Source organism: Bradyrhizobium sp. HKCCYLRH2015, from assembly GCF_051168215.1.
Taxonomy (GTDB): domain Bacteria; phylum Pseudomonadota; class Alphaproteobacteria; order Rhizobiales; family Xanthobacteraceae; genus Bradyrhizobium.
On sequence record NZ_JBNPUO010000012.1, the window covers coordinates 83,400 to 103,886 of the forward strand.

At 66.1% G+C, this 20,487-nt stretch carries 20 protein-coding genes; 14 read left to right on the top strand and 6 right to left on the bottom strand.

Features of this window, described 5'->3' with window-relative positions; genetic code table 11:
- Window positions 1-2: 2 nt before the first annotated feature.
- The 6 genes from ACQR1H_RS28640 to ggt are packed head-to-tail and all read left to right on the top strand — an operon-like array spanning window position 3 to window position 6,449.
- A complete protein-coding gene (locus ACQR1H_RS28640) occupies window positions 3-725 on the top strand; it encodes an ABC transporter ATP-binding protein (RefSeq protein ID WP_434839050.1) in 723 nt (240 codons plus the stop codon).
- On the top strand, window positions 712-1,410 hold the full coding sequence (locus ACQR1H_RS28645; protein WP_315804994.1) for an ABC transporter ATP-binding protein: 699 nt from the start codon (window positions 712-714) through the stop codon (window positions 1,408-1,410). Before ACQR1H_RS28640 ends, ACQR1H_RS28645 begins: the two co-directional genes overlap by 14 nt.
- 10 nt (window positions 1,411-1,420) lie before the next feature.
- Window positions 1,421-2,287: a branched-chain amino acid ABC transporter permease gene (locus ACQR1H_RS28650; protein WP_316218602.1), complete on the top strand. Its 867-nt coding sequence runs from the start codon at window positions 1,421-1,423 to the stop codon at window positions 2,285-2,287.
- A 4-nt stretch (window positions 2,288-2,291) separates the two neighbouring features.
- Window positions 2,292-3,299: a branched-chain amino acid ABC transporter permease gene (locus ACQR1H_RS28655; protein ID WP_315804992.1), complete on the top strand. Its 1,008-nt coding sequence runs from the start codon at window positions 2,292-2,294 to the stop codon at window positions 3,297-3,299.
- A 6-nt stretch (window positions 3,300-3,305) separates the two neighbouring features.
- On the top strand, window positions 3,306-4,805 hold the full coding sequence (locus ACQR1H_RS28660) for an amidase (RefSeq protein ID WP_434908555.1): 1,500 nt from the start codon (window positions 3,306-3,308) through the stop codon (window positions 4,803-4,805).
- A gap of 21 nt (window positions 4,806-4,826) precedes the next feature.
- Window positions 4,827-6,449 carry a gamma-glutamyltransferase gene (ggt, locus tag ACQR1H_RS28665; protein ID WP_434908556.1) on the top strand — a complete coding sequence of 541 codons (1,623 nt, stop codon included), beginning with the start codon at window positions 4,827-4,829 and terminating at the stop codon, window positions 6,447-6,449.
- 200 nt (window positions 6,450-6,649) lie between these two features.
- Here the strand turns inward: ggt and ACQR1H_RS28670 are convergent, their stop codons facing one another.
- Window positions 6,650-8,230 (bottom strand): endonuclease/exonuclease/phosphatase family protein, encoded by a 1,581-nt coding sequence (locus ACQR1H_RS28670; RefSeq protein WP_434908557.1) that lies wholly within the window; start codon window positions 8,228-8,230, stop codon window positions 6,650-6,652.
- A 24-nt stretch (window positions 8,231-8,254) separates the two neighbouring features.
- Window positions 8,255-8,992, bottom strand: a complete 738-nt coding sequence (locus ACQR1H_RS28675) for a hypothetical protein (protein ID WP_434847863.1) — start codon at window positions 8,990-8,992, stop codon at window positions 8,255-8,257.
- 171 nt (window positions 8,993-9,163) lie between these two features.
- Here ACQR1H_RS28675 and ACQR1H_RS28680 point away from each other — a divergent pair, with 171 nt between their 5' ends.
- The 3 genes from ACQR1H_RS28680 (at window position 9,164) to ACQR1H_RS28690 (ending at window position 10,891) form a co-directional block, all read left to right on the top strand.
- Window positions 9,164-9,811, top strand: coding sequence for a hypothetical protein (locus ACQR1H_RS28680; protein WP_316239066.1), 648 nt, complete (start codon window positions 9,164-9,166; stop codon window positions 9,809-9,811).
- 216 nt (window positions 9,812-10,027) lie between these two features.
- Window positions 10,028-10,366: a hypothetical protein gene (locus ACQR1H_RS28685; RefSeq protein WP_316239065.1), complete on the top strand. Its 339-nt coding sequence runs from the start codon at window positions 10,028-10,030 to the stop codon at window positions 10,364-10,366.
- Window positions 10,367-10,435: 69 nt separating this feature from the next.
- Window positions 10,436-10,891: an RbsD/FucU family protein gene (locus ACQR1H_RS28690; RefSeq protein ID WP_434908558.1), complete on the top strand. Its 456-nt coding sequence runs from the start codon at window positions 10,436-10,438 to the stop codon at window positions 10,889-10,891.
- A 269-nt stretch (window positions 10,892-11,160) separates the two neighbouring features.
- On the opposite strand, the gene ACQR1H_RS28695 is transcribed toward ACQR1H_RS28690, so the two are convergent.
- Entirely contained in the window at window positions 11,161-11,538 is a 378-nt protein-coding gene (locus ACQR1H_RS28695) for a hypothetical protein (RefSeq protein ID WP_434908559.1), read from the bottom strand.
- 416 nt (window positions 11,539-11,954) lie between these two features.
- Here ACQR1H_RS28695 and ACQR1H_RS28700 point away from each other — a divergent pair, with 416 nt between their 5' ends.
- Window positions 11,955-12,107, top strand: a complete 153-nt coding sequence (locus ACQR1H_RS28700; RefSeq protein ID WP_316218607.1) for a hypothetical protein — start codon at window positions 11,955-11,957, stop codon at window positions 12,105-12,107.
- A gap of 225 nt (window positions 12,108-12,332) precedes the next feature.
- Here ACQR1H_RS28700 and ACQR1H_RS28705 read toward each other — a convergent pair whose 3' ends face one another.
- Together ACQR1H_RS28705 and ACQR1H_RS28710 are read right to left on the bottom strand one after the other, a co-directional pair.
- Window positions 12,333-12,851 carry a GNAT family N-acetyltransferase gene (locus ACQR1H_RS28705; protein WP_434908560.1) on the bottom strand — a complete coding sequence of 173 codons (519 nt, stop codon included), beginning with the start codon at window positions 12,849-12,851 and terminating at the stop codon, window positions 12,333-12,335.
- A gap of 795 nt (window positions 12,852-13,646) precedes the next feature.
- On the bottom strand, window positions 13,647-14,852 hold the full coding sequence (locus ACQR1H_RS28710; protein WP_315804982.1) for a M20/M25/M40 family metallo-hydrolase: 1,206 nt from the start codon (window positions 14,850-14,852) through the stop codon (window positions 13,647-13,649).
- A 143-nt stretch (window positions 14,853-14,995) separates the two neighbouring features.
- On the opposite strand from ACQR1H_RS28710, the gene ACQR1H_RS28715 reads away from it, so the two are divergent.
- From ACQR1H_RS28715 to ACQR1H_RS28730, 4 genes are all read left to right on the top strand, one after another.
- Window positions 14,996-15,754 carry an SDR family oxidoreductase gene (locus ACQR1H_RS28715; RefSeq protein WP_316239063.1) on the top strand — a complete coding sequence of 253 codons (759 nt, stop codon included), beginning with the start codon at window positions 14,996-14,998 and terminating at the stop codon, window positions 15,752-15,754.
- Window positions 15,751-16,659, top strand: a complete 909-nt coding sequence (locus ACQR1H_RS28720) for a sigma-70 family RNA polymerase sigma factor (protein WP_434908561.1) — start codon at window positions 15,751-15,753, stop codon at window positions 16,657-16,659. The genes ACQR1H_RS28715 and ACQR1H_RS28720 overlap by 4 nt, the downstream gene beginning before the upstream one ends.
- 81 nt (window positions 16,660-16,740) lie before the next feature.
- Window positions 16,741-17,307: a cytochrome b gene (locus ACQR1H_RS28725; RefSeq protein WP_315804979.1), complete on the top strand. Its 567-nt coding sequence runs from the start codon at window positions 16,741-16,743 to the stop codon at window positions 17,305-17,307.
- Between the two features lie 202 nt (window positions 17,308-17,509).
- On the top strand, window positions 17,510-18,415 hold the full coding sequence (locus ACQR1H_RS28730; protein ID WP_434908562.1) for a biotin/lipoyl-binding protein: 906 nt from the start codon (window positions 17,510-17,512) through the stop codon (window positions 18,413-18,415).
- Window positions 18,416-18,502: 87 nt separating this feature from the next.
- Here ACQR1H_RS28730 and recQ read toward each other — a convergent pair whose 3' ends face one another.
- Complete coding sequence (gene recQ / locus ACQR1H_RS28735) at window positions 18,503-20,308, bottom strand: DNA helicase RecQ (protein WP_434908563.1); 1,806 nt, start codon at window positions 20,306-20,308, stop codon at window positions 18,503-18,505.
- Window positions 20,309-20,487 lie beyond the last annotated feature (179 nt).

Genomic DNA, 20,487 nt, shown 5'->3' on the forward strand with positions numbered 1-20,487 from the left:
GCGTGCTGCGCGTAAAGAATCTCTGCAAGAATTTCGGGGTCATCCGGGTTGCGGATGACCTCGACTTCGAGCTCGCGCGCGGCGAGTGCCTCGGCGTGATCGGTCCGAACGGCGCCGGCAAGAGCTCGATCCTGAACCTGATCGTCGGACTGATCAAGCCGGATGCCGGCACGATCATGCTCGATGGCCGCGATATCACCGCCGAGCCGCCGCATCGCCGGGCCCGGCTCGGCATCGGCCGCGCCTTCCAGATTCCGCAGCCATTCCCCCATCTGTCCGTCTATGAAAACGTGCTGGTCGCCGCAACCTATGGCGGCCGCCTGCACGGCGCCGCGGCCACCGACTGGGCCATGGAGGTGCTTGGCCGTACCTCGCTCGCCGGCAAAGCGGATCGCGTCGCCGGCGCCTTGCCGCTGATCGACCGCAAGCGGCTCGAATTCGCCAAGGCGCTCGCCTCCAGGCCGCGCCTGATCCTGCTCGACGAGATCGCTGCCGGACTGACCGAGCCGGAGGTCGAGCGGCTGATCGACATCATCGCGGGCGTGAAGGCCGATCACGCCATGATCTGGATCGAGCACATTCCGCACGCCCTGCGCGCCGTCGCCGATCGCATCCTCGTGCTGAATTTCGGTCGCAAGGTGCTGGATGGACCGCCTGCGGAGGTGATGGAGAGCCGGACGGTCAAGGAAATCTACATGGGGCTCACGGCTGATGACATTGCTTGAGGTGGCGGGCCTCGACGTCTTTCACGCCGATCTGCAGGCGGTGTTTGGTCTCGACTTTACGGTCGCCGAGCGCGAAGCCGTGGCGCTGGTCGGCGCCAATGGCGCTGGCAAGACCACCTTTCTGCGTGCGCTGGTCGGACTGATCGACAGCAAGCGCGGCAGCGTCCGGTTCGCCGGCGGCGACATCGTGAACATGCCGGCCGAGCGCATCGCGCGGCTCGGCCTCGGCATGGTGCCCGAGGGGCGCATGCTGTTCGATACGCTGACCATCGAGGAAAACCTCCTGATGGGGCAGGTGAGCAGGCGGCCGGGGTCGTGGACCCTGCGGCGCGTGTACGACCTGTTTCCGGCGTTGCAGGAGCGGCGCAACCACATGCCGCGGCAGCTCTCCGGCGGGCAGCAGCAGATGGTCGCGATCGGCCGCGCGCTGATGTGCAATCCGCGCCTGCTGCTGTGCGACGAGATTTCTCTCGGCCTGGCGCCGGTCATGGTGGAGCAGATCTACGGCGCGTTCGCCGACATTCGCAGCGAGGGGACGGCGCTGGTGCTCGTCGAGCAGGACGTCAAGCGCGCCGCGAGTGCGAGCGACCGCATCTACTGCCTGCTCAAGGGACGCGTGTCGCTGTCGGCGAGCGCAGGCGAGGTCGGTCTCGCCGAGCTGACGCAAGCCTATTTCGGAATGTAAGCGAGGGGACATGGCCTGGTTGGAGACGCTGGTGAACGGGGCGCTGCTGGGCGGGCTATACGGCCTGCTCGGCATCGGGCTTGCGCTCGTTTTTGGCGTGATGCGGCTGGTCAACATTGCCCATGGCGAGTTCATGGTGCTGGCGGCCTATCTCGCCGTGATGCTCGTCGGCCTGTTTCCGCAGGTGCATCCGCTGTTCGTGCTGATCCCGGTTGTGGTCGCGGCGTTCGGCGTCGGCTATCTCTATCAGGCTGCTGTCATGAACCGGGTGGCCCGCGCGCCGGACCCGCTGGCGCCGCTCTTGCTGACCTTCGGGGTTTCGATCGTGCTGCGCAACCTGATGGTCGAGATCTTCGGCGCCGACGTCAGGGGATTGCAGCTCGGCGAGCTCTCCCGCGCGAGCATCAGTCTGTTCGGGCTGACCATCGGCGTCATGCCGTTGCTGACGCTCGGCGTGGCCGTGTTGTTGTTCCTGCTGCTGCAATGGGCGCTCAAGCGCACGGTGTTCGGCCGCATCGTGCGGGCCACCGCGGACCGGCGCGACATCGTCCGCCTGTTCGGCGTCAGGCCGGACATGGTCTACAACTACGTCATGGGCCTGTCGCTGGCGCTCGGCGCCATCGGCGGCGTGCTGCTGGCGGTTCGCTCGAGCTTCACCCCGTTCTCCGGCGTCGAACGCCTGCTGATCGCCTTCGAGGTCGTGGTGCTCGGCGGCATCGGTTCGTTCTGGGGCGCGCTGCTCGGCGGCATCGTGCTCGGCATGGCGCAGCTCGCCGGCCTGAAATGGGACGCGAATGCGGGCCTGCTCTATGCGCATCTGTTGTTCTTCGTGATGCTGCTGATCCGGCCCGCCGGCCTGGTCGCGAGCAGGGCGTGATCCGATGAGAGCAATCGTGATCTCCTCGACCATCGCGGCGGCGCTGCTCGTCGCCGGCCCATGGCTGCTCGGCGAGGGCACCTTGCGGTTTGCGACCGAGTGCCTGCTGGTGCTGGCGATGGCGCAGATGTGGAATCTGCTGGCCGGGTATGCCGGGCTGGTGTCGTTCGGTCATCAGGTGTTCGTCGGCATCGGCGCCTACGGTCTGTTCCTGATCTCCGATACGTTCGAGCTGTCGCCTTACTGGGTTCTGCCGGTCGCGCCGCTGGCGTGCGCGACCGTCGCTGCGATCATCGCGCTGCCATTGTTCCGGCTGCGCGAGGCGTATTTCTCGATCGCGATGTGGGTGTTCTCCGAGATTGTTGCCGCCCTCGTCATGAAGGCCGGCTGGCTTGGCGGGACGTCGGGCCTGCCGCTGAAATCGAGCCGGCTCATGGATCTCGACTGGTTCGAGCCGGCGCTGTTCTGGATGGCCGGGACGCTGGCGCTCGGGACAATCGGCGGCCTGTTTGTTCTGATGCGCTCCGGCTTCGGACTCGGCCTGATGAGCGTGCGCGACAACGATCTGGCGGCAATGAGCGTCGGCGTCGACGTCCAGCGCAATCGCTTCATCGTGTTCGTGTTGTCCGCCGCCGGCTGCGGGCTTGCCGGCGCGGTCTCCTTCCTGGGCAACCTCTATGTCTCGCCCGCCGCGGCGTTCGACGTGAACTGGGTGGTCTACATGATGTTCGTCGTGATGATCGGCGGCATCGGCACGCTGGAAGGGCCGATCATCGGCACGGTGATCTTCTTCGGCTTGCGCGAGCTGATCACCGACCAGCTCGGACTATCCGCCGGCTGGTACCTCGTCGCGCTGGGTTCGGTCGCCGTGATCATCATGTTGTGGTCGCCGCGCGGGCTGTGGCCGCCGCTGCGCGATCGATTCGGGCTCAATTTTCTCGGCGTCGGCCGGACAGCCCCTGCCGCGCCCGCGCTTGCTCCGCTGGCCGACAAGGCCGGACAAATGGGATAATGCGCCATGTCTGTGAACGGAATGCCGACCACCGCGACGGCTCCCGACGAGATCTGCTTTCTCAGCGCCACGGAGCAGCGCAAGCTGCTCGCCTCGCGGCGCATCAGCGCGCGCGAATTGCTCGACCTGCATCTCGATCACGTGAAGCGCGTCAATCCATCCTGCAACGCCGTGGTCGCGCTGGATGAGGAGGGCGCGCGCCGTCAGGCCGTCGCCGCCGACGCGATAATGGCGCGTGGCGAGCAGATCGGGCCGCTGCATGGCCTGCCGATGACGATCAAGGATTCCTTCGCCGTGTCGGGCATGGCCGCGACCTGCGGGCTCGAAGACCTGCGCGACCATCGCCCGCCGTCGGACGCCGTCGCCGTGGCGAAGATCCGCGCCGCCGGCGCCGTGATGTTCGGCAAGACCAACCTGCCGGCGGGAGCGGCGGACCACCAGTCCTGCAACACGCTGTTCGGCCTGACGCGCAATCCGTGGGACGGCGAGCGCACCGTCGGCGGCTCCTCCGGCGGTTCGGCCGCAGCGCTCGCAGCCGGCCTGACGTCGCTGGAGCTCGGCAGCGATATCGGCGGCTCGATCCGTGTGCCCGCGCATTTCTGCGGTGTCTATGGTCACAAGCCGAGCTACGGCCTCGTCAGCACCGAGGGCCACATTCCGCCACCGCCCGGCCATATCGCACCGGCTGAGCTCGGTGTCGCCGGTCCCTTGGCGCGCAGCGCCTTCGATCTCGAGCTGCTGTTCGACGTCGTCCAGGGCATGTCCGAGATCGAGGCTGCAGGGGCCGAGCTGCGGCTGCCGCGCGCACGGCATCAGGATCTCCGCGCCTTCCGCGTGGCGGTGTGGAGCGATGCAAAGTCCTATCCGCTCGACAATGGCTACGCGGCGGCGATCGACGCCTTCGTCGATGATCTCGTTCGCCTCGGCGTGACGGTCGACAGGGAGGCGCGTCCGCCGATCGATCCTGCTGCGAGCTACCAACTCTACCTGCAGACCTTGTTCGGCATCATCGGGGCCGGGCTGCCGCCGCCCGCCCGCGACGCGCTGCTCGCCGCGGGGGAGCAGGCGGAGCAGGGCAGCTACGCGCGCCGCGTCGCCGACGCGGTCAGCCAATCCTTGCCGCAGCATCTCGCCGCGGCGGAGCAGCGCCATCAGCTCTATCGCGCCTGGCGTCGCTTCTTCGCCGACTACGACGTGCTGATCTGTCCGGTGACGCCCACGGTGGCGTTCCCGCACGATGTCGAGCGGCTCGATCTCGCCGCGCAATTCACCCGTCGCCTGGCCGTGGATGGCGGCACAATTCCGTACATGGACAATCTGGCCTGGCCCGGATTGGTCACCGTCGCCAACCTGCCGGCCACGGCCATTCCGACCGGCCGCAAGGTCGGCAGCGTCCCCGCCGGGGTGCAGGTCGTGGGACCGTATCTCGGCGATCGCACCACGCTGAAGTTTGCCCAATTGGTCGAGCAGGCCCTGGGCGGCTTCGCCCGGCCACCCGGCCTCTGATTGGCTGTCAAAGGATCTGTCATGGACATCAGCACCGGTCGGCCGGTTACGCTTGCGCCCCGCGGAATGGTGACTTCGCCGCATGCGCTCGCTTCGAGCGCGGGGGGCGACATCCTGCGCGCCGGCGGCTCCGCGGTCGATGCCGCGATCGCGACCAGCGCCGTGCTGTCGGTGGTCTATCCGCACATGACGGGCCTCGGCGGTGACGCCTTCTGGCTGATCCATGACGGCCGCAGCGGAGCGGTCAAATTCCTGAACGGCGGCGGCAAGGCAGCCGGATCGGCCTCGCTGCCGGCGTTGCGCGAGAGAGGGATCAGCGAGATCCCGCTGCGCGGCATCATCCCGGCCACGCTGACGGTGCCGGGCGCGGTTGCCAGCTGGACCGAGGCGCATCGCGCCTTCGGCTGCCTGCCGCTCGCCAAGGTGCTCGAGAACGCCATCGCCTACGCGCAGGATGGCTTTCCCGTCACAGCCCGGCTGGCGAGCTTCATCGAGCTGATGCGTGACGAGCTTTGTCGCCAGCCGGAGGCGGCCGCGCTGTTCATGCCCGGAGGCGCAATCCCCGCGGCGGGCGCGAGGCTCGCAAATCCGGATCTCGCCCGGACGCTGCGCGCTGTCGCGGACGCGGGCTGGGCCGGCTTCTATGGCGGGCCGGTGGCCGACGAGCTGACGCGCGTCTCGCGCGAGGCGGGAGGCTTTTTTGGCGACAGCGATCTGGCACGGCAGCGGGCGGGCTGGGGCACGCCGCTCGTCGGCCGCTACCGCGGCGTCGAGATCTACAACACGCCGCCGCCGACCCAGGGCTTCTCGGTGCTCGAGATGCTCAATCTGCTCGAGCCTCACGGACTGCACGAGAAGGATCTGCTCGGTCCCGACCGCGTGCATCTGATGGTCCAGGCCAAGCAGATCGCCTATCACGACCGCGACCGCGTGCTCGCCGACCCCGCCTTCGTCGATGTGCCGGATCAGGAGCTCATTTCCAGAGCCTATGCGGACAGCCGCGCCGGACTGATCGATCCTCGTCGCGCGCTGCGCTGGGATCAGATTCCCTCCTATGGCAGCCTGGCCGGCGACACCGTCTATGTCGCGGTGGTCGACGGCGACGGCAACGCGGTCTCGCTGATCCAGAGCCTGTACGGTGCGTTCGGATCCTGCCCGGTCGCCGGCCGCACCGGAATCGTGCTGCAGAATCGCAGCGCGTATTTCTCGCTCGAGCCCGACCATCCCAATCGGCTCGAGCCGGGCAAGATCCCCTTGCACACGTTGATCGCCTCGATCGCCAAGCGCGATGGCCGGCTGTGGAGCGTGCTCGGCTGCATGGGCGCGGACGGGCAGCCGCAGATCCAGCTCCAGCTGTATTCGGCGATGATCGATCACGGCCTCGACATCCAGGAGGCCATCGAGCTGCCGCGCTTCCTCTCCGGCCGCTTCGGACTCGGCGAGGCCCGGGATACGCTTCACATGGAAGGCCGCTTCCCGGAGGAGACGGTCAGCGAGCTGGCGCGGCGCGGGCACATCATCAACCGCTGGGGCGCATGGAACGAGATGGCCGGCCACGCCCACGGCATTACGCGCGACCCGCAGAGTGGCATTCTGGCCGGAGGTTCAGATCCACGGAGCGACGGTGCGGCCCACGGTTGGTAGTTCGGCGCGGACGTCGGATGGGGGCGCGACCGCTGTAGCGTGGCCTGCCGTTTACCAGGTCGAGTGCGAAGACGCCTCAACTTGGCTTCCCGCCGTCGAGCGCTGCGCATCGACGATGAGCGACCCATTCAGTGAATTGGAGCCTCTTGCCGCGCTTCTTGAACACCCAGTGCGCTAGTGCCTTGGGTTAGTGCCTTGGGTTAGTGCCTTGGGCTGGCGAACAAAGTCGTCTCCAATCCGATGTGGTCCGAGAGATAGTCCTGCGGGCCGGGGGTGACGACCCAGCGAATGCGTGACTTGAAAGCGCGCCGGCGCACACGCGAGACGTCGAGATTGAAGCCGTGAAATGCAGTCGCACGTTCCATGAACAGGTAGTCGATCCTGGATCCGGTGGGATTCGCGTCGTCCGGCTGCATGTCGTCGCAGTAGTAATCGACATCGTCCGACATCGTTGGCGTGGCAAGGGCCGGATCGTAGGCTTGCCGATATGCCTCGCTGGCGCGATAGACCTTACAGTTGGTATTGAAGTCGTTGTAGATCGGCTCGTCGCCCTCGCCGTGACGGTCGGTCAAACCATCGCTTTTCATCGTATCGAACGGGACGGTCCACAGGTCATAAAAGTCGGCCTGCTCCATCGCCGCGACCAGATTGTGGTATTCGTCGGTGTCCGCGCCGATGTTGAAATCTCCGGCGACAATGGCCACGTTGGATGGAAGGTGCGTCGCCTTGATGAAGGCAATCAACTCGTCAATCTGCCTGCGCCTGACGTCGATCTTCTCCGCGTCGGTCGGGCCGGGCGACAGAAGGCCGCCGTCGCCGGCATAAACGTGCGTCGAATATAGCTCGATCGCACCAAAGCCAACCGGGATACGCGTGAGCTGCACCCCCTTGTTCGCCCATTTGTCGGAATCGAACATGTAGCTCATCTCGCATCCGCCGGGCATGACTCGCGACACGCCGTCCGCGGCATAGACATGCCCGCCGCCATTCTCGATCGTCCGCGTCGGGCTGAGTACGAGAATCCCACTCTGCAGCTGCTTGTAGGCGAGGGAGCCGGTCGGTCCCTCGACATGCTGCGCGGTGCCATGTGCCAGGATCTTATCCCTCGTATCCTGGTCCCAAGCCTCGACCAGCGATACGAGGTCGTAGGCGAACACCCTCCGGCCGATTTCGTCGGCGCGCTCGGGGATAACCGGCTTCTCCATGGCGCTCACTTCGAACACGCCAAGTACCGGCGCGACCATCTGCATCAGCAGCTCGAATACGACCTCCTCCGGGATCGAGAAGAGGCTTATCAGCCAGTCGAGGTCGGAACTGAGATGTTCGATGATGTATCCGCCGAGCGAGAGGCAGTCGCCCACCAGCTTGCAGGCATCGTTCAGCGGGTTGACGGAAACGCCGCAGACTTCCACGATCGGTGGGAAGATGCGGTCGCAGACATCTCCGATGTCGGCCCCGACCATCTCCAGTGCCTTGCCGATGAACTCGGCCGACGAGACCCCGAGACAAGCCGCGAAGTGGCCCACTCCCCCGGCAGCGGCGACGATCTCCTTCAGTCCGATCTTCGCGCGCAGGCACCAGATGTTGTAGTGCAAGAATGAAATTCGTGTCGTGGAGGGGCCCGACAGGCGCCAAGCTGCGTCGGCGAACGAAGCCGTCGGCAGGGTCGTTCCCGGTGCCGCTCCGGGGTAGCGCAGCCTGGACAAGAGGCTGTGCAGCGACTGCGGCGGGTGAAGTGCGTCGGCCTGCTGCGCGAGCTGATTGAACGACGTGGTGGGCATGCGCGCGTCCTCCTGACTGGTGAATCAGCTTGCCTGGAAGCGGTAGGCGAGCGTCGGCCAGGACAGCCAGCGTTCCGGCGCCCGTCTGACCTCCTGTTCGATCTTCTGGTTCACCCAGGCAGCGAGATCCTCCGGCTGCTTGCCGGCGGTGGGCAGTGTCGCCACCACCTCCACACGGTTGTCCCTGGGCGCTATCAGCGCCAGCGTGTAGCCGTTGCGGATCGCAAGCCTCAGAATGGCGGCCGGGGTCTTGGCGGGGCGCCCGAAGAATGGGCTGCGGATGAACTCGGTGCCCGGATGAATGTTGTCCATCATCGCGAACACGTTGCGGCCTTCGCGCATGTACGCGGCGAGCGCCGACGCACCGCCTTCGGCCCGGAAGTTCAGTGTGGTGCCCGCGTCCTTCAGCTCGGAGAGCCAGGGAGCATCATTCGATACTAGAACGACCACATGCTTTTCTTTCGCAGTGCCGAGCAGGCTCGCGAGCTCCGGGAAGTACCATCCGACAATCAGCAGCTTCTCCGATGCCGGCAGGTTCACATCGATCTGCCGCGTCTTCCATGCGCTTAGATTGCTCATGGCCTCGAGCCAGGCCCGTTGATGAGCCGAGCTGAAATCGGCGCGGGCTCGCGGATGAGGGACGGCGAGCAGCTTGCCTGCCCAGGCAAAGGCATGGTCCGCGCAGGCCGGAACCGACCTCTCGACTGCGTCGACCTTCAATCCGTGAATGCCGCTCAGGACGGTGTGCAGATCATTGGGCATTTCAAGACCCCGCCAGTTCGCATGTTCTGAGCGCGGCCTGTCGCGCGCCAGAACATCCTACTTGATAGCTAACGGTCGCAGGCGCCAGCCGATGGAGCGTTGACGTGAATCAACCCGCGGCGGCCGAGTTGACGATATTTTAAGCTACATCTTCAACGGGAGGCGGCGAACATGACGAGCGACATCAAACTCACCGACACGTCGGTCATCCTGGAAGGATCAACGACTGTGCTGCAGAGCGGCAACGTCAGGATTCCCGTCGACGCGCAGGGCTATCCCGGCATGCTCAGAATCGAGTTTGACGGCGCGGAGGCCCACGCGGGGCGTCTCTTGCTGGCTCCGGCCTGGCTGGGGCGAGCGATGATGGTATGCAACGTCGAGACGGTGCAGCTCCAGAGCCCGAAAGTGCCCCCGGCGGCGCGCGCGGCGCTCTCGCACTCCCAGGCAGACGAGCTTGTTCTCAACGATGGCAAGCATTACGCGGGGGGCGTTTCGATTCACGGTGCTGCGAAACTCGAAGACATGACCGTCAAAGGCGCCGCGCGGTTCGAGAAAACTGTTGCCGCTCCAGACGGAATTGTGGCCGGTGGCGTTACGATCGCAGTCCCCGCAACGCCTGCACTGCAACCGGGTCCAGTTGCGAGCTCCCACACCAGCATGGAGATCAACTCGTCGACCATTCGTGTGACCACGACCCATGTCGGGATGATCGGGCATCAACCCGCGCCGGACGTCCTCGACCTGGTCGCGGAGATCCGCAGCCTTCGCGACCGGGTGGCCGCGCTGGAGAAGAAGGCCGGGGTTCCCGTGCCGGCCTAGCCTCGAGAGCCTCCTCGCCTTGGTCGCGCCGTGGCAAAGCCAAATGTCATGTGTTGGCGTGATCCAACACCGTACCATGTCGGATGATCGCGAGCTTCATCAAGGTCGATTCCTCACGGCTGCAAACCATCTCTTGGAATGTCCAGTCAATGGCCGTACGTTGGTGGGCGGGACGGAATTCGCCCAAAGCAAACACCGTGGAGAACAGTTGGTCTGATGGATGAGGACGACCCGAGCGATCAAATCTCCCTCATCGAGCGGCGGATCGAACAGCTTGCCGAAATGGCCGAGCGGTGTCGAAAGATCATCCTGGCCTCGAAGATCGTGATATCCGGCGGCGCCGCATTGCTGCTCGGGGCGGTACTGGGCCTGCTCGGGTCCAATGCGGTCGTCGTCCTCGGGGCGATTGCCGCGGTGCTCGGCGGCATCGTTTCGCTCGGATCGAACGTGAGCACCTTGCGACAGACCATGGCGGCGATGGCTGCCGCTGAAACGCTGCGAGCGGACCTGATTGGCAGCATCGATCTTCGGCTGGTCGGCGAGAGGCGAGCGTAGCCCGCAATGCGATGGCTGCGGTCGCAACTGCCGACATGGTCCGTCCATGAAAACTGACAGGGAGACCACATGCTCAAGGGGATCGATCCGCTGCTCAATGCCGACGTGCTCTACGCGCTCAGAGCGATGGGGCATGGCGACCGTCTCGTGATGTGCGACGCCAACTTTCCGGCGGATGCGATCGCGCGGCAGACCGTCTTCGGCGAGTTGCTGCGCATCGACAATGTCAGTGCGGCCAGGGCCGTCCAGGCGGTGCTGTCGGTGTTGCCGCTCGACACCTTCATCGACGATGCCGCCATCCGGATGGAGGTCGTCGGCAAGCCGGAGGAGGTGACGCCGGTGCAGCAGGAGGTCCAGGCGGTGATCAACAGCGCCGAAGGCAGGCCGTGGCCGCTGGTCGGCGTCGAGCGCTACGCATTCTATGAGATGGCCAGGAGCGCCTACTGCGTGATCGCGACCGGCGAGCGCCGGTTCTACGGCTGCTTCATCTTCAGCAAGGGTGTCATCCCGCCGGATGGCGCATAGCGATCAGGATGCCGGCGCGCCGAGTCTTGGCAGCCGCGCGCATGCCGATAAAGGTATCGCGATCGGTTGTCCGCCTCGCGGTCGACGCGTAGCCCCCGCCGAGGCCCAATGGGCTTCGGGGAAGCGACCGGCGAGAGATCGTCCCGCATGTCGCTGCGCTCTTAGCGGGCTACGGGGCTGCTCACAACAGCAGAGAAGGGCGTCCGGCACCGGGCGAGCGCCGCGAGACCTTGCCCGGTGCCGCGCCGAGGTTTCAATCAGAAGCGGCCTCAGCGGCAATTCCAGGTCGTGCCCTGCGCGCAGACCGCGTTCGGGCTGTCGCCGCCATAGACCTGATACGGGTATTCGCCCTTGCGGTAGTAGCCATAGGCGTTGGGGTTCACGCCATAGTAGGCGGGAGCCTGGTAGTAGGCCGGGCCGCCATAGACCGGGCCATCGTAGTAATCATAGGCGTTGCGGCTCGCGGCGATCGCAAGCCCGGTGCCGATGGCGCCGGCCGCCAGCGCCGCGCCGACGGCAGCGCCACCGCCGCCGTGCCAGCGACCATTTCGCGCGTCGGCGGTGGTCGGGGTCAAGGCACCGATGGCGAGCGCGGTCAATGAAGCAAACACGGCCGTGCGGCCGAGCAGAGATTTCTTGGTCGACATGTCAGGCCTCCAGTGAAGTGCGCCGTGATCGGCGGATGTCTCGAGGTGACCGGCTCTGCCAAGAACTGATGACGACTGTCAGAAGCAGGGCATGCCGGCAGACGGGTGATCAGTTGCTGCGCTGGACCTGACTTCGCTTCAGGCGCCAACGGCGGTCCCAAAAAGAATGTCAGGGCCCACCGCAGTAGAACCACTGCTGCCCCTCGGAGTTCCGGGTCGCCGACCGAACTTGTGCGCGTCGTCGAATCGCCGTGGAGGTGGGTCTGTCGGCGGATTGACTTCCTGGAACCTCGACGTTACGTCTCCGGCGTCAGCAGGAGCCACTGATCGACCGTCTCGCAAGGGCCGCCGAAGCGGCTCGAGAGGTGGACGGGTGGATATCCGCGAGCCTGCATCGCAGCCTGGATGGGACGCGCGTGGTGAACTACGCGCAAAGCGTGGATCAAGACGCCGCAGCGCGCGTCATCGAGCGCCTCATGGCGCGCGGCCTGATCCAGGGCAACAACGCTTTCGGCCAGGCCGACCCTGGCCTCTACGAAGTCGTCTCGACGCTCGAGCGAAAGAGCTGACGACCCGACCACGAGCGCTCGTCCATGAACAGATGCGCGTTTAGATGAGCTTGCGCGACACGTGCGATGGGCTTGCCGGGGCACCGGCCCGCTTGCCTGCGCCGTGAGGATGAAGCGACGGGTCGCCGCAACACCGGCGGCCCCCACGCAAAGGATGCGTTGACGGCCGAAATACCGTGCGCAAGACAACTGATCGATCGCTCAGCGCCAACGTGCTCCATCCGCTCACCGACCGTCCTGCATGAGCTTTTCGAAGCGGAAGAAGTCGCCGTCGTCAGGCATGCCTTGCAGCGGCGGCTGGTGCGGCAGCGGGTTGTAGGCGTTGTAGTACTCGACGATCTTGAAGCCGCATTTGTTGACATAGAAATGAATGTTGCGCTTCTCGAAATAGGGCGTGAACGTCTGCCACACCTTGGTGTCCGGATAGCGCGCCTCGATCGCGTGCCAGGCCCTTTGCCCGATGCCGCGGCCATGCTGCCGGATCGAGATGTAGAACAGATCGAGCGAATTGTGATGCGAGATTGGATCGATGGTCAGGACGGCGCCGCCGACGGGTGTGCCGTCCAACAGGATTTGATATGTCACGGCGCCCGCCGCGTTGACTGACTGTTCGATGTCGTCGTCGGAGGGGATCGATTGGTCCGGGACCGAGCCGACCTCGTCCATCACGGCGGCCGAGAAGGCCTCCCGCAATTCTTTCTTGAAGCCCTGCAGATTCCGGTTGTCCGCGATCTCGAGTGTCATGCGGCTTTCGCCGATGTCATGAGTCAAAGGCTCTCCTCGCTCCAAAGCTGCCTCTGCGCCTTGCGCCATGCGATGTGAACGTCATCAAGCTTACCGCTGTCTGACATGGGCCGAACGGAATCGTCTGGTCGTGCCGGGCGCAAGCGCAGTGTGCCCGCCGGCACGCGCGCGGATCCGGCCGATGTGCACGACGGGCAATCCTCGCATGCCCTCCATGCGCCAACTGGCCGTCGTGCCAGTTTGTCGCGGACTTCTCCCTTGTCACGTCGGGCAAATCACCTCCACATTTCCGGACATCCCGGCTCGCTGAAGAGGGACGTTTCGCGATCGTCACGAGCGTCGAGCCGGAAGATGCGATGGGCGTGTTGCTCCGCAGCCTGGTGTCACAGCCGAGCCGACGAACGGAGCGACGCGACGGCGAAATCGTGTGGTCCTGGCATCGCGGTGCTGATGCCAAGCCGGCGGTGATGATCCGCAGGCGACGGGGGCAAGACAGCCGTTCCCCGGGGAGAGCTCGTATAAGCTGTCAAACCGTCGCGCAGGGAAGGCCGGATATTGGGCTGAACCTGTGGTTCTGCCGCGTGCTTCTTGTTGCACGCGGACCGCGGGTATCAGCCGATACCCGGTCTTCCCTGCGCCTCTTCTTCGTAGGAGAGGTCAGCTCCATGCAAAACTCGGGCGTACGCCGCCGCGAGATCGCTCGGCCTTGTCTGCAGATCGATCGCCCGAAGGAGGGAAGTGGTGGTGACGATGTCCCGCGCCGGCGTTGCGCAGGCTTCCTGCATCGGCGTCGTGTCAGCCCATCGTCGCGAGCCGCAGCGCCAGCGCGCAGGCGCGGTCGTATTCGTCGAGGTTGATCCATTCGTCTGTCGTGTGCGGCTCGTTCTGTCCGGTGCCGAAGGTCACGGTGGGGATGCCGTGGCGGACCATCCAGTTGGCGTCGAGGCCGCCATTGCCGGCGCGCAAGGTCGGCGTGGCGCCGATGTCGGCGACGGCGGCGGTGGCGCGCTTGACGACGGGCAGGGTCTCCTTCATCCGGAACGGATGATAGTCGGTCTCGGCCTTGAACTTGACGCGGCCGGACTTGCCCTCGCTGTTGGTGACCTGCTTGGCCGCCTTCTCGAAAGCCGTCTTGTAGGCCTTGGTGATCTCGCGGATGAACTTGGCATCGTGGCTGCGGCATTCGCCGCGGACGTGGACGTAGTCGGTCACGACGTTGGTGGCGTCGCCCGCGGGGCGGCCTTCGCCGCCGGTGACCGGGCCGACATTGCTGGTGCCAAGCCTCGCGGCCTTGCCCTTGCCCTTCACCACCTTGCCGAACCAGCCGCCGGCTTTGACGTCGGCGAGCGCGAGCGCCAGGATCATGGTGGCGCTGATGCCGCGCTCAGGCGCGACGCCGGCATGCGAGGCGCGTCCGAAGATCTCGACCTCCCAGCGGTCGGCACCGACAGCCCCGATCGTGACGGCGGAGGCGGAGCTGCCGTCGAAGTTGAACGCCATCTCGGGCCCGCCGAGGTCGTCGGTGTTGACGTGCCGCGCGCCATAGAGCCCGCTCTCCTCGCGCACGCAGAACAGCAGGGTGATCGGCGGATGATCGAGCCTCTCGCGGATCAGCTCGGCCGCGAGGGTGACGAGAATGCCGCAGCCGCAGCGATTGTCGCCGCCGAGCGCGGTCCTGGCCTGATTGACGATCTTGCGGCCGGAGATCTTCGGCTGCGCGCCGGCGCACAGCGGCACGGTGTCCATGTGGGTCATGAACATGACGCGCGGCTGGTTGTGCATCGTGCCGCGGCCGGGCAGCTCGACGATCAGGTTGCCGGTCTCGGTCGGCAGCGGAATCCGGGTGTTGGCATCATCGAGCCGCATCGCCTTGGCCGGGACCCCCGCCTGCTTCAGCGCCGCCATGATCTCGCGCCCGATCGCCTTTTCCTGTCCGGTCACGCCCTGCACGGCGAGAAAACGCATCAGACGATCGGTGGCGGCGGCGGTGTCGACGGACATGAAGCGATTCCCATGATGAACGATGTGCCCGGAGCATCCAGCCCGGCGGCCGGTTGCGCAAGAGGGCTCGCATTGGTTTCGCCGCCTGACTCTTTTCCGATGCCTCGATCGTCTTCATGTCATCTCGACATTGGAGCATCATCATGAGCCTGAAAGACAAGACGATCGTCGTCACCGGCGGAAGCCGCGGCCTTGGCCTGGGAGTCGTGGAGGCCCTCGTCGATCGCGGCGCCAAGGTGACCGTCGTCGCGCGCGGAACCGGCGCGTTGAATGCCGTCGCCGCCCGCCTCGGCGTGGCCACGATTGCGGCCGACGTCACCGACGAGGCCGCCGCGCATCGCATCGTCGGCGATATCCGCCCCGACATCCTGGTCTTGAACGCCGGAACGACGCCGCACATGGACCGGCTGGATCGGCTGAGGTGGGAGGATTTTTCGATCGCCTGGGACACGGACGTCAAGGCGGGCTTGTACTGGATCCAGGCGGCGCTCAAGCTCCCCCTGAAATCAGGAAGCCGCGTCCTGGTCGGATCGAGCGGCGCGGCGGTGGGCGGTTCACAGATGTCAGGCGGCTATGGCGGCGCCAAGCGCATGCTCTGGTTCATGGCGAAATACGCCAACGGCGTGTCGCAGGACGACAGGCTCGGCATCCGCTTCCAGGCGATCGTGCCGCGCATGATGATCCTCGGCACGGGAGTGGGGGATACGGCCGCGGGCGCCTATGCGGGCGCGATGGGCATCACGCCGGAAGCGTTCGTTGCCCGTTTCGGCGCGCCGATGCCGCCGCGCGCGTTCGGCGACCGCGTCGTCTCCGTGCTGGAGGACCAGCGCTTCGCCGATGGTGTCGTGTTCGGTCTGAACGGCGACGACGGCGTGACGGTGATGGAAGGAGCGGCAGCTTGAGTGACGGCGGACATGCTTCGCCCGGCGTGCGCAGCGCCGAGCTCGTGGCCCTGGCGGAGCAGCTGCGGCCGGAGCTGCATCGCTATTGCGCGCGCCTGATGGGCTCGGTGATCGACGGCGAGGACGTCGTGCAGGACACACTGACAAAAGCGCTCGTCGCGGTGAACGAGATGCGCGACGTCGCGATGCTGCGCGCCTGGCTGTTCCGGGTCGCGCACAACCGGGCGCTCGACTTGCTGCGCAGCCGTGTGATCCGGGCTGCCGAACCGATGGAGGCGGCCGACGGCGTCGCCGACGACACCGTGCCCGATGCCATGGAGATGATGATGCGCGAGGAGGCGGTGCGGACCGCGGTGTCGCGCTTCGCGGAGCTTCCGATCACTCAGCGCAGCGTCCTCGTTCTGAAGGACGTGCTCGACGAGCCGCTCGCCGACATCGCGGCGCTGCTCGGCCTGACGGTGGACTCGGTGAAGGCGCATCTCGCCCGCGCCCGGGCGCGGCTCTCCGAGATCAACGCTGTGGCCGAGGCACGGCCGGCGGCGAGACCCGCCTCCGATGCGGTGACACGCTATGTCAGCCTGTTCAACCGGCGTGATTGGGACGGCCTGCGTGCGCTGCTGGCGCACGACGTCAAACTGCACCAGTCCACTCATCCCGTCCGTGTCGGCTCGGCCGATGTCGGGATGTTCTTCAGCATCTATGCCGGGATGGACGGCGTCTGGCTGGCGCCGGCCCGGCTGGAGGGCCGGGAAGTGATCGCCGTGTTCGAACGCCCGGGCGATCCGCAGCCCAGCTACTTCATGTGGCTGAGCTGGCGCGACGGCAAGATCAGCTTCATCCGCGACTACCGCTACGTCCGCTATGTCATGGCCGATGCAGAGCTGGCACTCGTCCCGCCGGTCTGAGCACCCAGACCTGCAAGGGCTTGATCCACATCAACGAGGGACGGTCGCGCCAGGAGCATCTGTTGCTAACAGAGGTCTGAGATGCAGCTCTTCAACTCGACGAGGGACTACGGCGCGATTCCGCAGACGCTGCATTGGCTGACGGTCGTTCTCGTGGCCGTCGCCTGGGCGCTTGGGGTGTTCGGTGACGTGCTGCCCAAGGGCGCGCCGCGCGAGTCCGGCCTGCTCGTCCATGTGACGGCCGGGATCGCGATCCTCATGCTTCTGGTGGTGCGCCTGGCTTGGCGGCTGGCCGATCCATCTCCGCCGCCGGAAGCGACCGAATTCGCCACATGGATGGGAAAGTGGCAGGATCCGGCCGCGCGTTTCGCGCACTATGTTCTCTATGCGCTGCTCTTTGCCGTGCCCGTCATTGGCATCGTGTTGCAGTTTGCGCGCGGTGAGTCCTTGCCGCTGTTTGGCATCGCCGAGATCGCGTCGCCCTGGCCCAAGGATCGCGCGTTTGCTCACAACGTCAAGGAAGTGCATGAAATTCTCGCCCACACCCTTGTCATCGTGGCCGCAATGCATGCGGCCGCTGCGCTGATCCATCACTGGATCTTCCGGGACCGGACGCTGCTTCGCATGCTGCCTCACTCGGACGATTAGGGAAGGCGACACGCCTGTCGGAAATCGTGGATTGCGCCGGTCGCTTCCGCGGCGGCCGTCAGAGCCGTCTCGTCTCGAGCTGTGAGGTGGCGTCGCGGTGCCGTCGATGCGGGCATTGTTTCGAGAAATTGAAGACCCAATTCGGTCCAGGCGCCATTATCAACCGGCCTGCGAGCCGCCACATCGGCGTCACGAGCATCCGGTGGGCGCGACCCTCACGTCACGAGGACGGCGCCGAGGCAGCAAACGCGCCCGATGCCGTGGTCGTGAGGAGCGAACGGTGGACGGACAACAAGCGCCGGGCGGATCCCGGCCGGGCATTGTGCATAAGGAGCGTTCGCCGGCGGACCCGCGCGCCACACCCAGGGGGGCCGCTGGACGTGCGCTGTGGCCGCTCGCCGGGCTCGGCCTGATGATCGGAATGCTCGTCGCGCTGCCATGGATGGTCGAATATGTGACCGTCGGCCAGTATCTCGTCCACACCGATGACGCCTATGTCAGGATGAACGAAGTCCCGGTCAGGTCGGCGGTGTCCGGCCGGGTCAGGGACCTGCTCGTGACCGACAATCAGGAGATCGTTGCGGGACAGGTTCTGGCACGGATCGAGCACCGGGACGAGCGCGCCGCGACGGTCGCGCTGAACGACGTCATCGCTCCCGTCGCCGGCGTCGTGGCCGCAGGCGGTCTCCATGTCGGGGACGTCGTGACGGCAGATCGGTCGTTGATGGCCGTGGTCACGCCGGGCGAGCCCGATATCATCGCTGCCCTCGCGGTCTCCGAGATCACCTATGTCGCGATCGGACAGGCGGTCACGATCGACGTGCCGGGCCTGCCTTCCCTCCGGCTGTATGGACATGTTGCGGATGCCGAACTGATCGGCGCAGCGTCCGGCTCGCCGGACAACGAAGACCGGATCGCGCTGAAGATCCGCCTGCCGAGGGCGGCGATGCCCGCCGGATTGAGATCAGGCATGGCGGTCGGTGCGACGATCCTGACTGGCCTGACCGGGACGGAGCGGATGGTTTCGCAGATCCTGCGGGAGAGGGCGCAGAAGAGCTGTCGCTGCGAGCAGGATCTCCAACCCGCGTCGATGCAGCGGCGCATCTGACCATGACCATCCCTGCGCAACCTCGAATGCCGCCGTGAACTTGGTAGAGAGGAACCTTGCGCGCGCCCAGCGAACGTGCCGCCGGTCTCAATCGCCCGCATCATGCGCGTTGATGACCGCCACGAAGGCCTCGCCGTAGCGCGCGAGCTTGACCGTGCCGGCGCCGGGGATGCTGGCGAGCTCCGCGACGGAGCGTGGATGGCGGGCCGCCATCTCGGCCAGCGTCTTGTCGTGGAAGATGACGTAGGGCGGGACGTTCTGCGCCTTGGCGAGCTCCATCCGCCGCACGCGCAGCTTGTCGAACAGGTCGCGATCGAGGTCGGGAAACGCCGCGGCAGTCTGCCGCTCCCGGGCCTTGCGGTCGCGCTTCGCCTTCTTCAGCACGCGCAGGCTGAGCTGCGGCCTGTCGCGCAGGAACTGGCGGCCTTCGGGCGAGATCGACAGGCCGCCATGGCCGGCGACGTCGACGCTGATCAGGCCGTGCGCGACGAGCTGGCGGACGATCGAGCGCCAGGCGTTGCGGTCGTGCTCCTTGCCGATGCCGAAGGTCGAGAGCTTGTCGTGGCCGAGCCGTTCGATGCGCTCGTCGCTCTCGCCGAGCAGCACCGCGACGACATGCGCCTGGCCGAAGCGCTCTCCGGTGCGGTGGATGCAGGACAGGAGCTTCTGCGCGGCGATGGTGCCGTCGAAGGTCTCAGGCGGATCGAGGCAGATATCGCAATTGCCGCAGGGCGCGCAATCGTCGCCGAAATAGCGCAGCAGCACCTGGCGGCGGCACTGGCAGGTCTCGGCGAAGCCGAGCAGCGCATCGAGCTTGCGGCGCTCGGTGCGCTTGCGCGCATCGGGCGCGTCGGACTCGTCGATGAAGCGGCGGCGCAGCGCGATGTCCTCCGCCCCGTACAGCATCAGAGTCTCGGAGGGCAGGCCGTCGCGCCCGGCGCGGCCGGTCTCCTGATAGTAGGCCTCGATGCTGGAGGGCAGGTCGGCATGAACAACGAAGCGCACGTCGGGCTTGTCGATGCCCATGCCGAAGGCGATGGTGGCAACCATGATCAGGCCCTGCTCGAGCTGGAAGCGGCGCTGATTCTTCTCCCGCGCCTTCATCTCCATGCCGGCATGATAGGGCAGCGCCGGGAAGCCGTGATCGCTGAGCGAGGCCGCGACCTCCTCGGTCTTGCGCTTCGACAGACAATAGACGATACCGCTCTCGCCCTCGCGCGATTTGAGGAAGGCCAGCATCTGCTGCATGCTGTTGACCTTCTCGGCCGCGCCATAGCGGATGTTCGGCCGGTCGAAGCCGGCGATGAAGCTGTTGCCGTCGCCGATGGCGAGATGCTCGACGATCTCGGCGCGGGTCGGCGCATCGGCCGTGGCGGTGAGCGCGATGCGCGGTATGGTGGGGAACAGCCCGGCGAGGCAGTCGAGGGCGCGGTATTCGGGCCGGAAGTCATGGCCCCATTGCGAAACGCAATGCGCCTCGTCGATCGCGATCAGCGACAATTGCGCGGTTTTGAGGCGCTCGAGGTTCTCGGGCTTGAGCAGCGTCTCCGGCGCCATGTAGAGCAGGTCGAGCTCGCCGCGCTCGATGTCCTGCCACAGCAGATCCTTCTCCGCGCCCCAGAGCCGCGAGTTGAGCGCCGCGGCCTTCACGCCGGCCTGCCGGAGCGCCGCGACCTGGTCCTCCATCAGCGCGATCAGCGGCGAGATGATCAGCCCGAGGCCGGGACGCGCCAGCGCCGGAATCTGGTAGCACAACGACTTGCCGCCGCCGGTCGGCATCAGCACGAAGGCGTTATGGCCGGCGATCACGTGCTCGACGATGTCGCGCTGCCGTCCGCGGAAACTGTCATAGCCGAACACGGTCTTGAGGATCGAGAGCGGATCGGCGGCCATGGCAACGCACTTCTTCGACGGACAGAGGGACTGGATAAGTCCCGTCGCAGCCCGCCGCCGTCAAGCGAAAGCTGCCCGCTGGTGCGCATTTCGGCCAGGCGATGCATGGGGCGGGGACAGCGGCAGGGGGCGCGTTGGACAAGCCGAGGAGTTATGGCAGAATCGACTTGCATCGCATT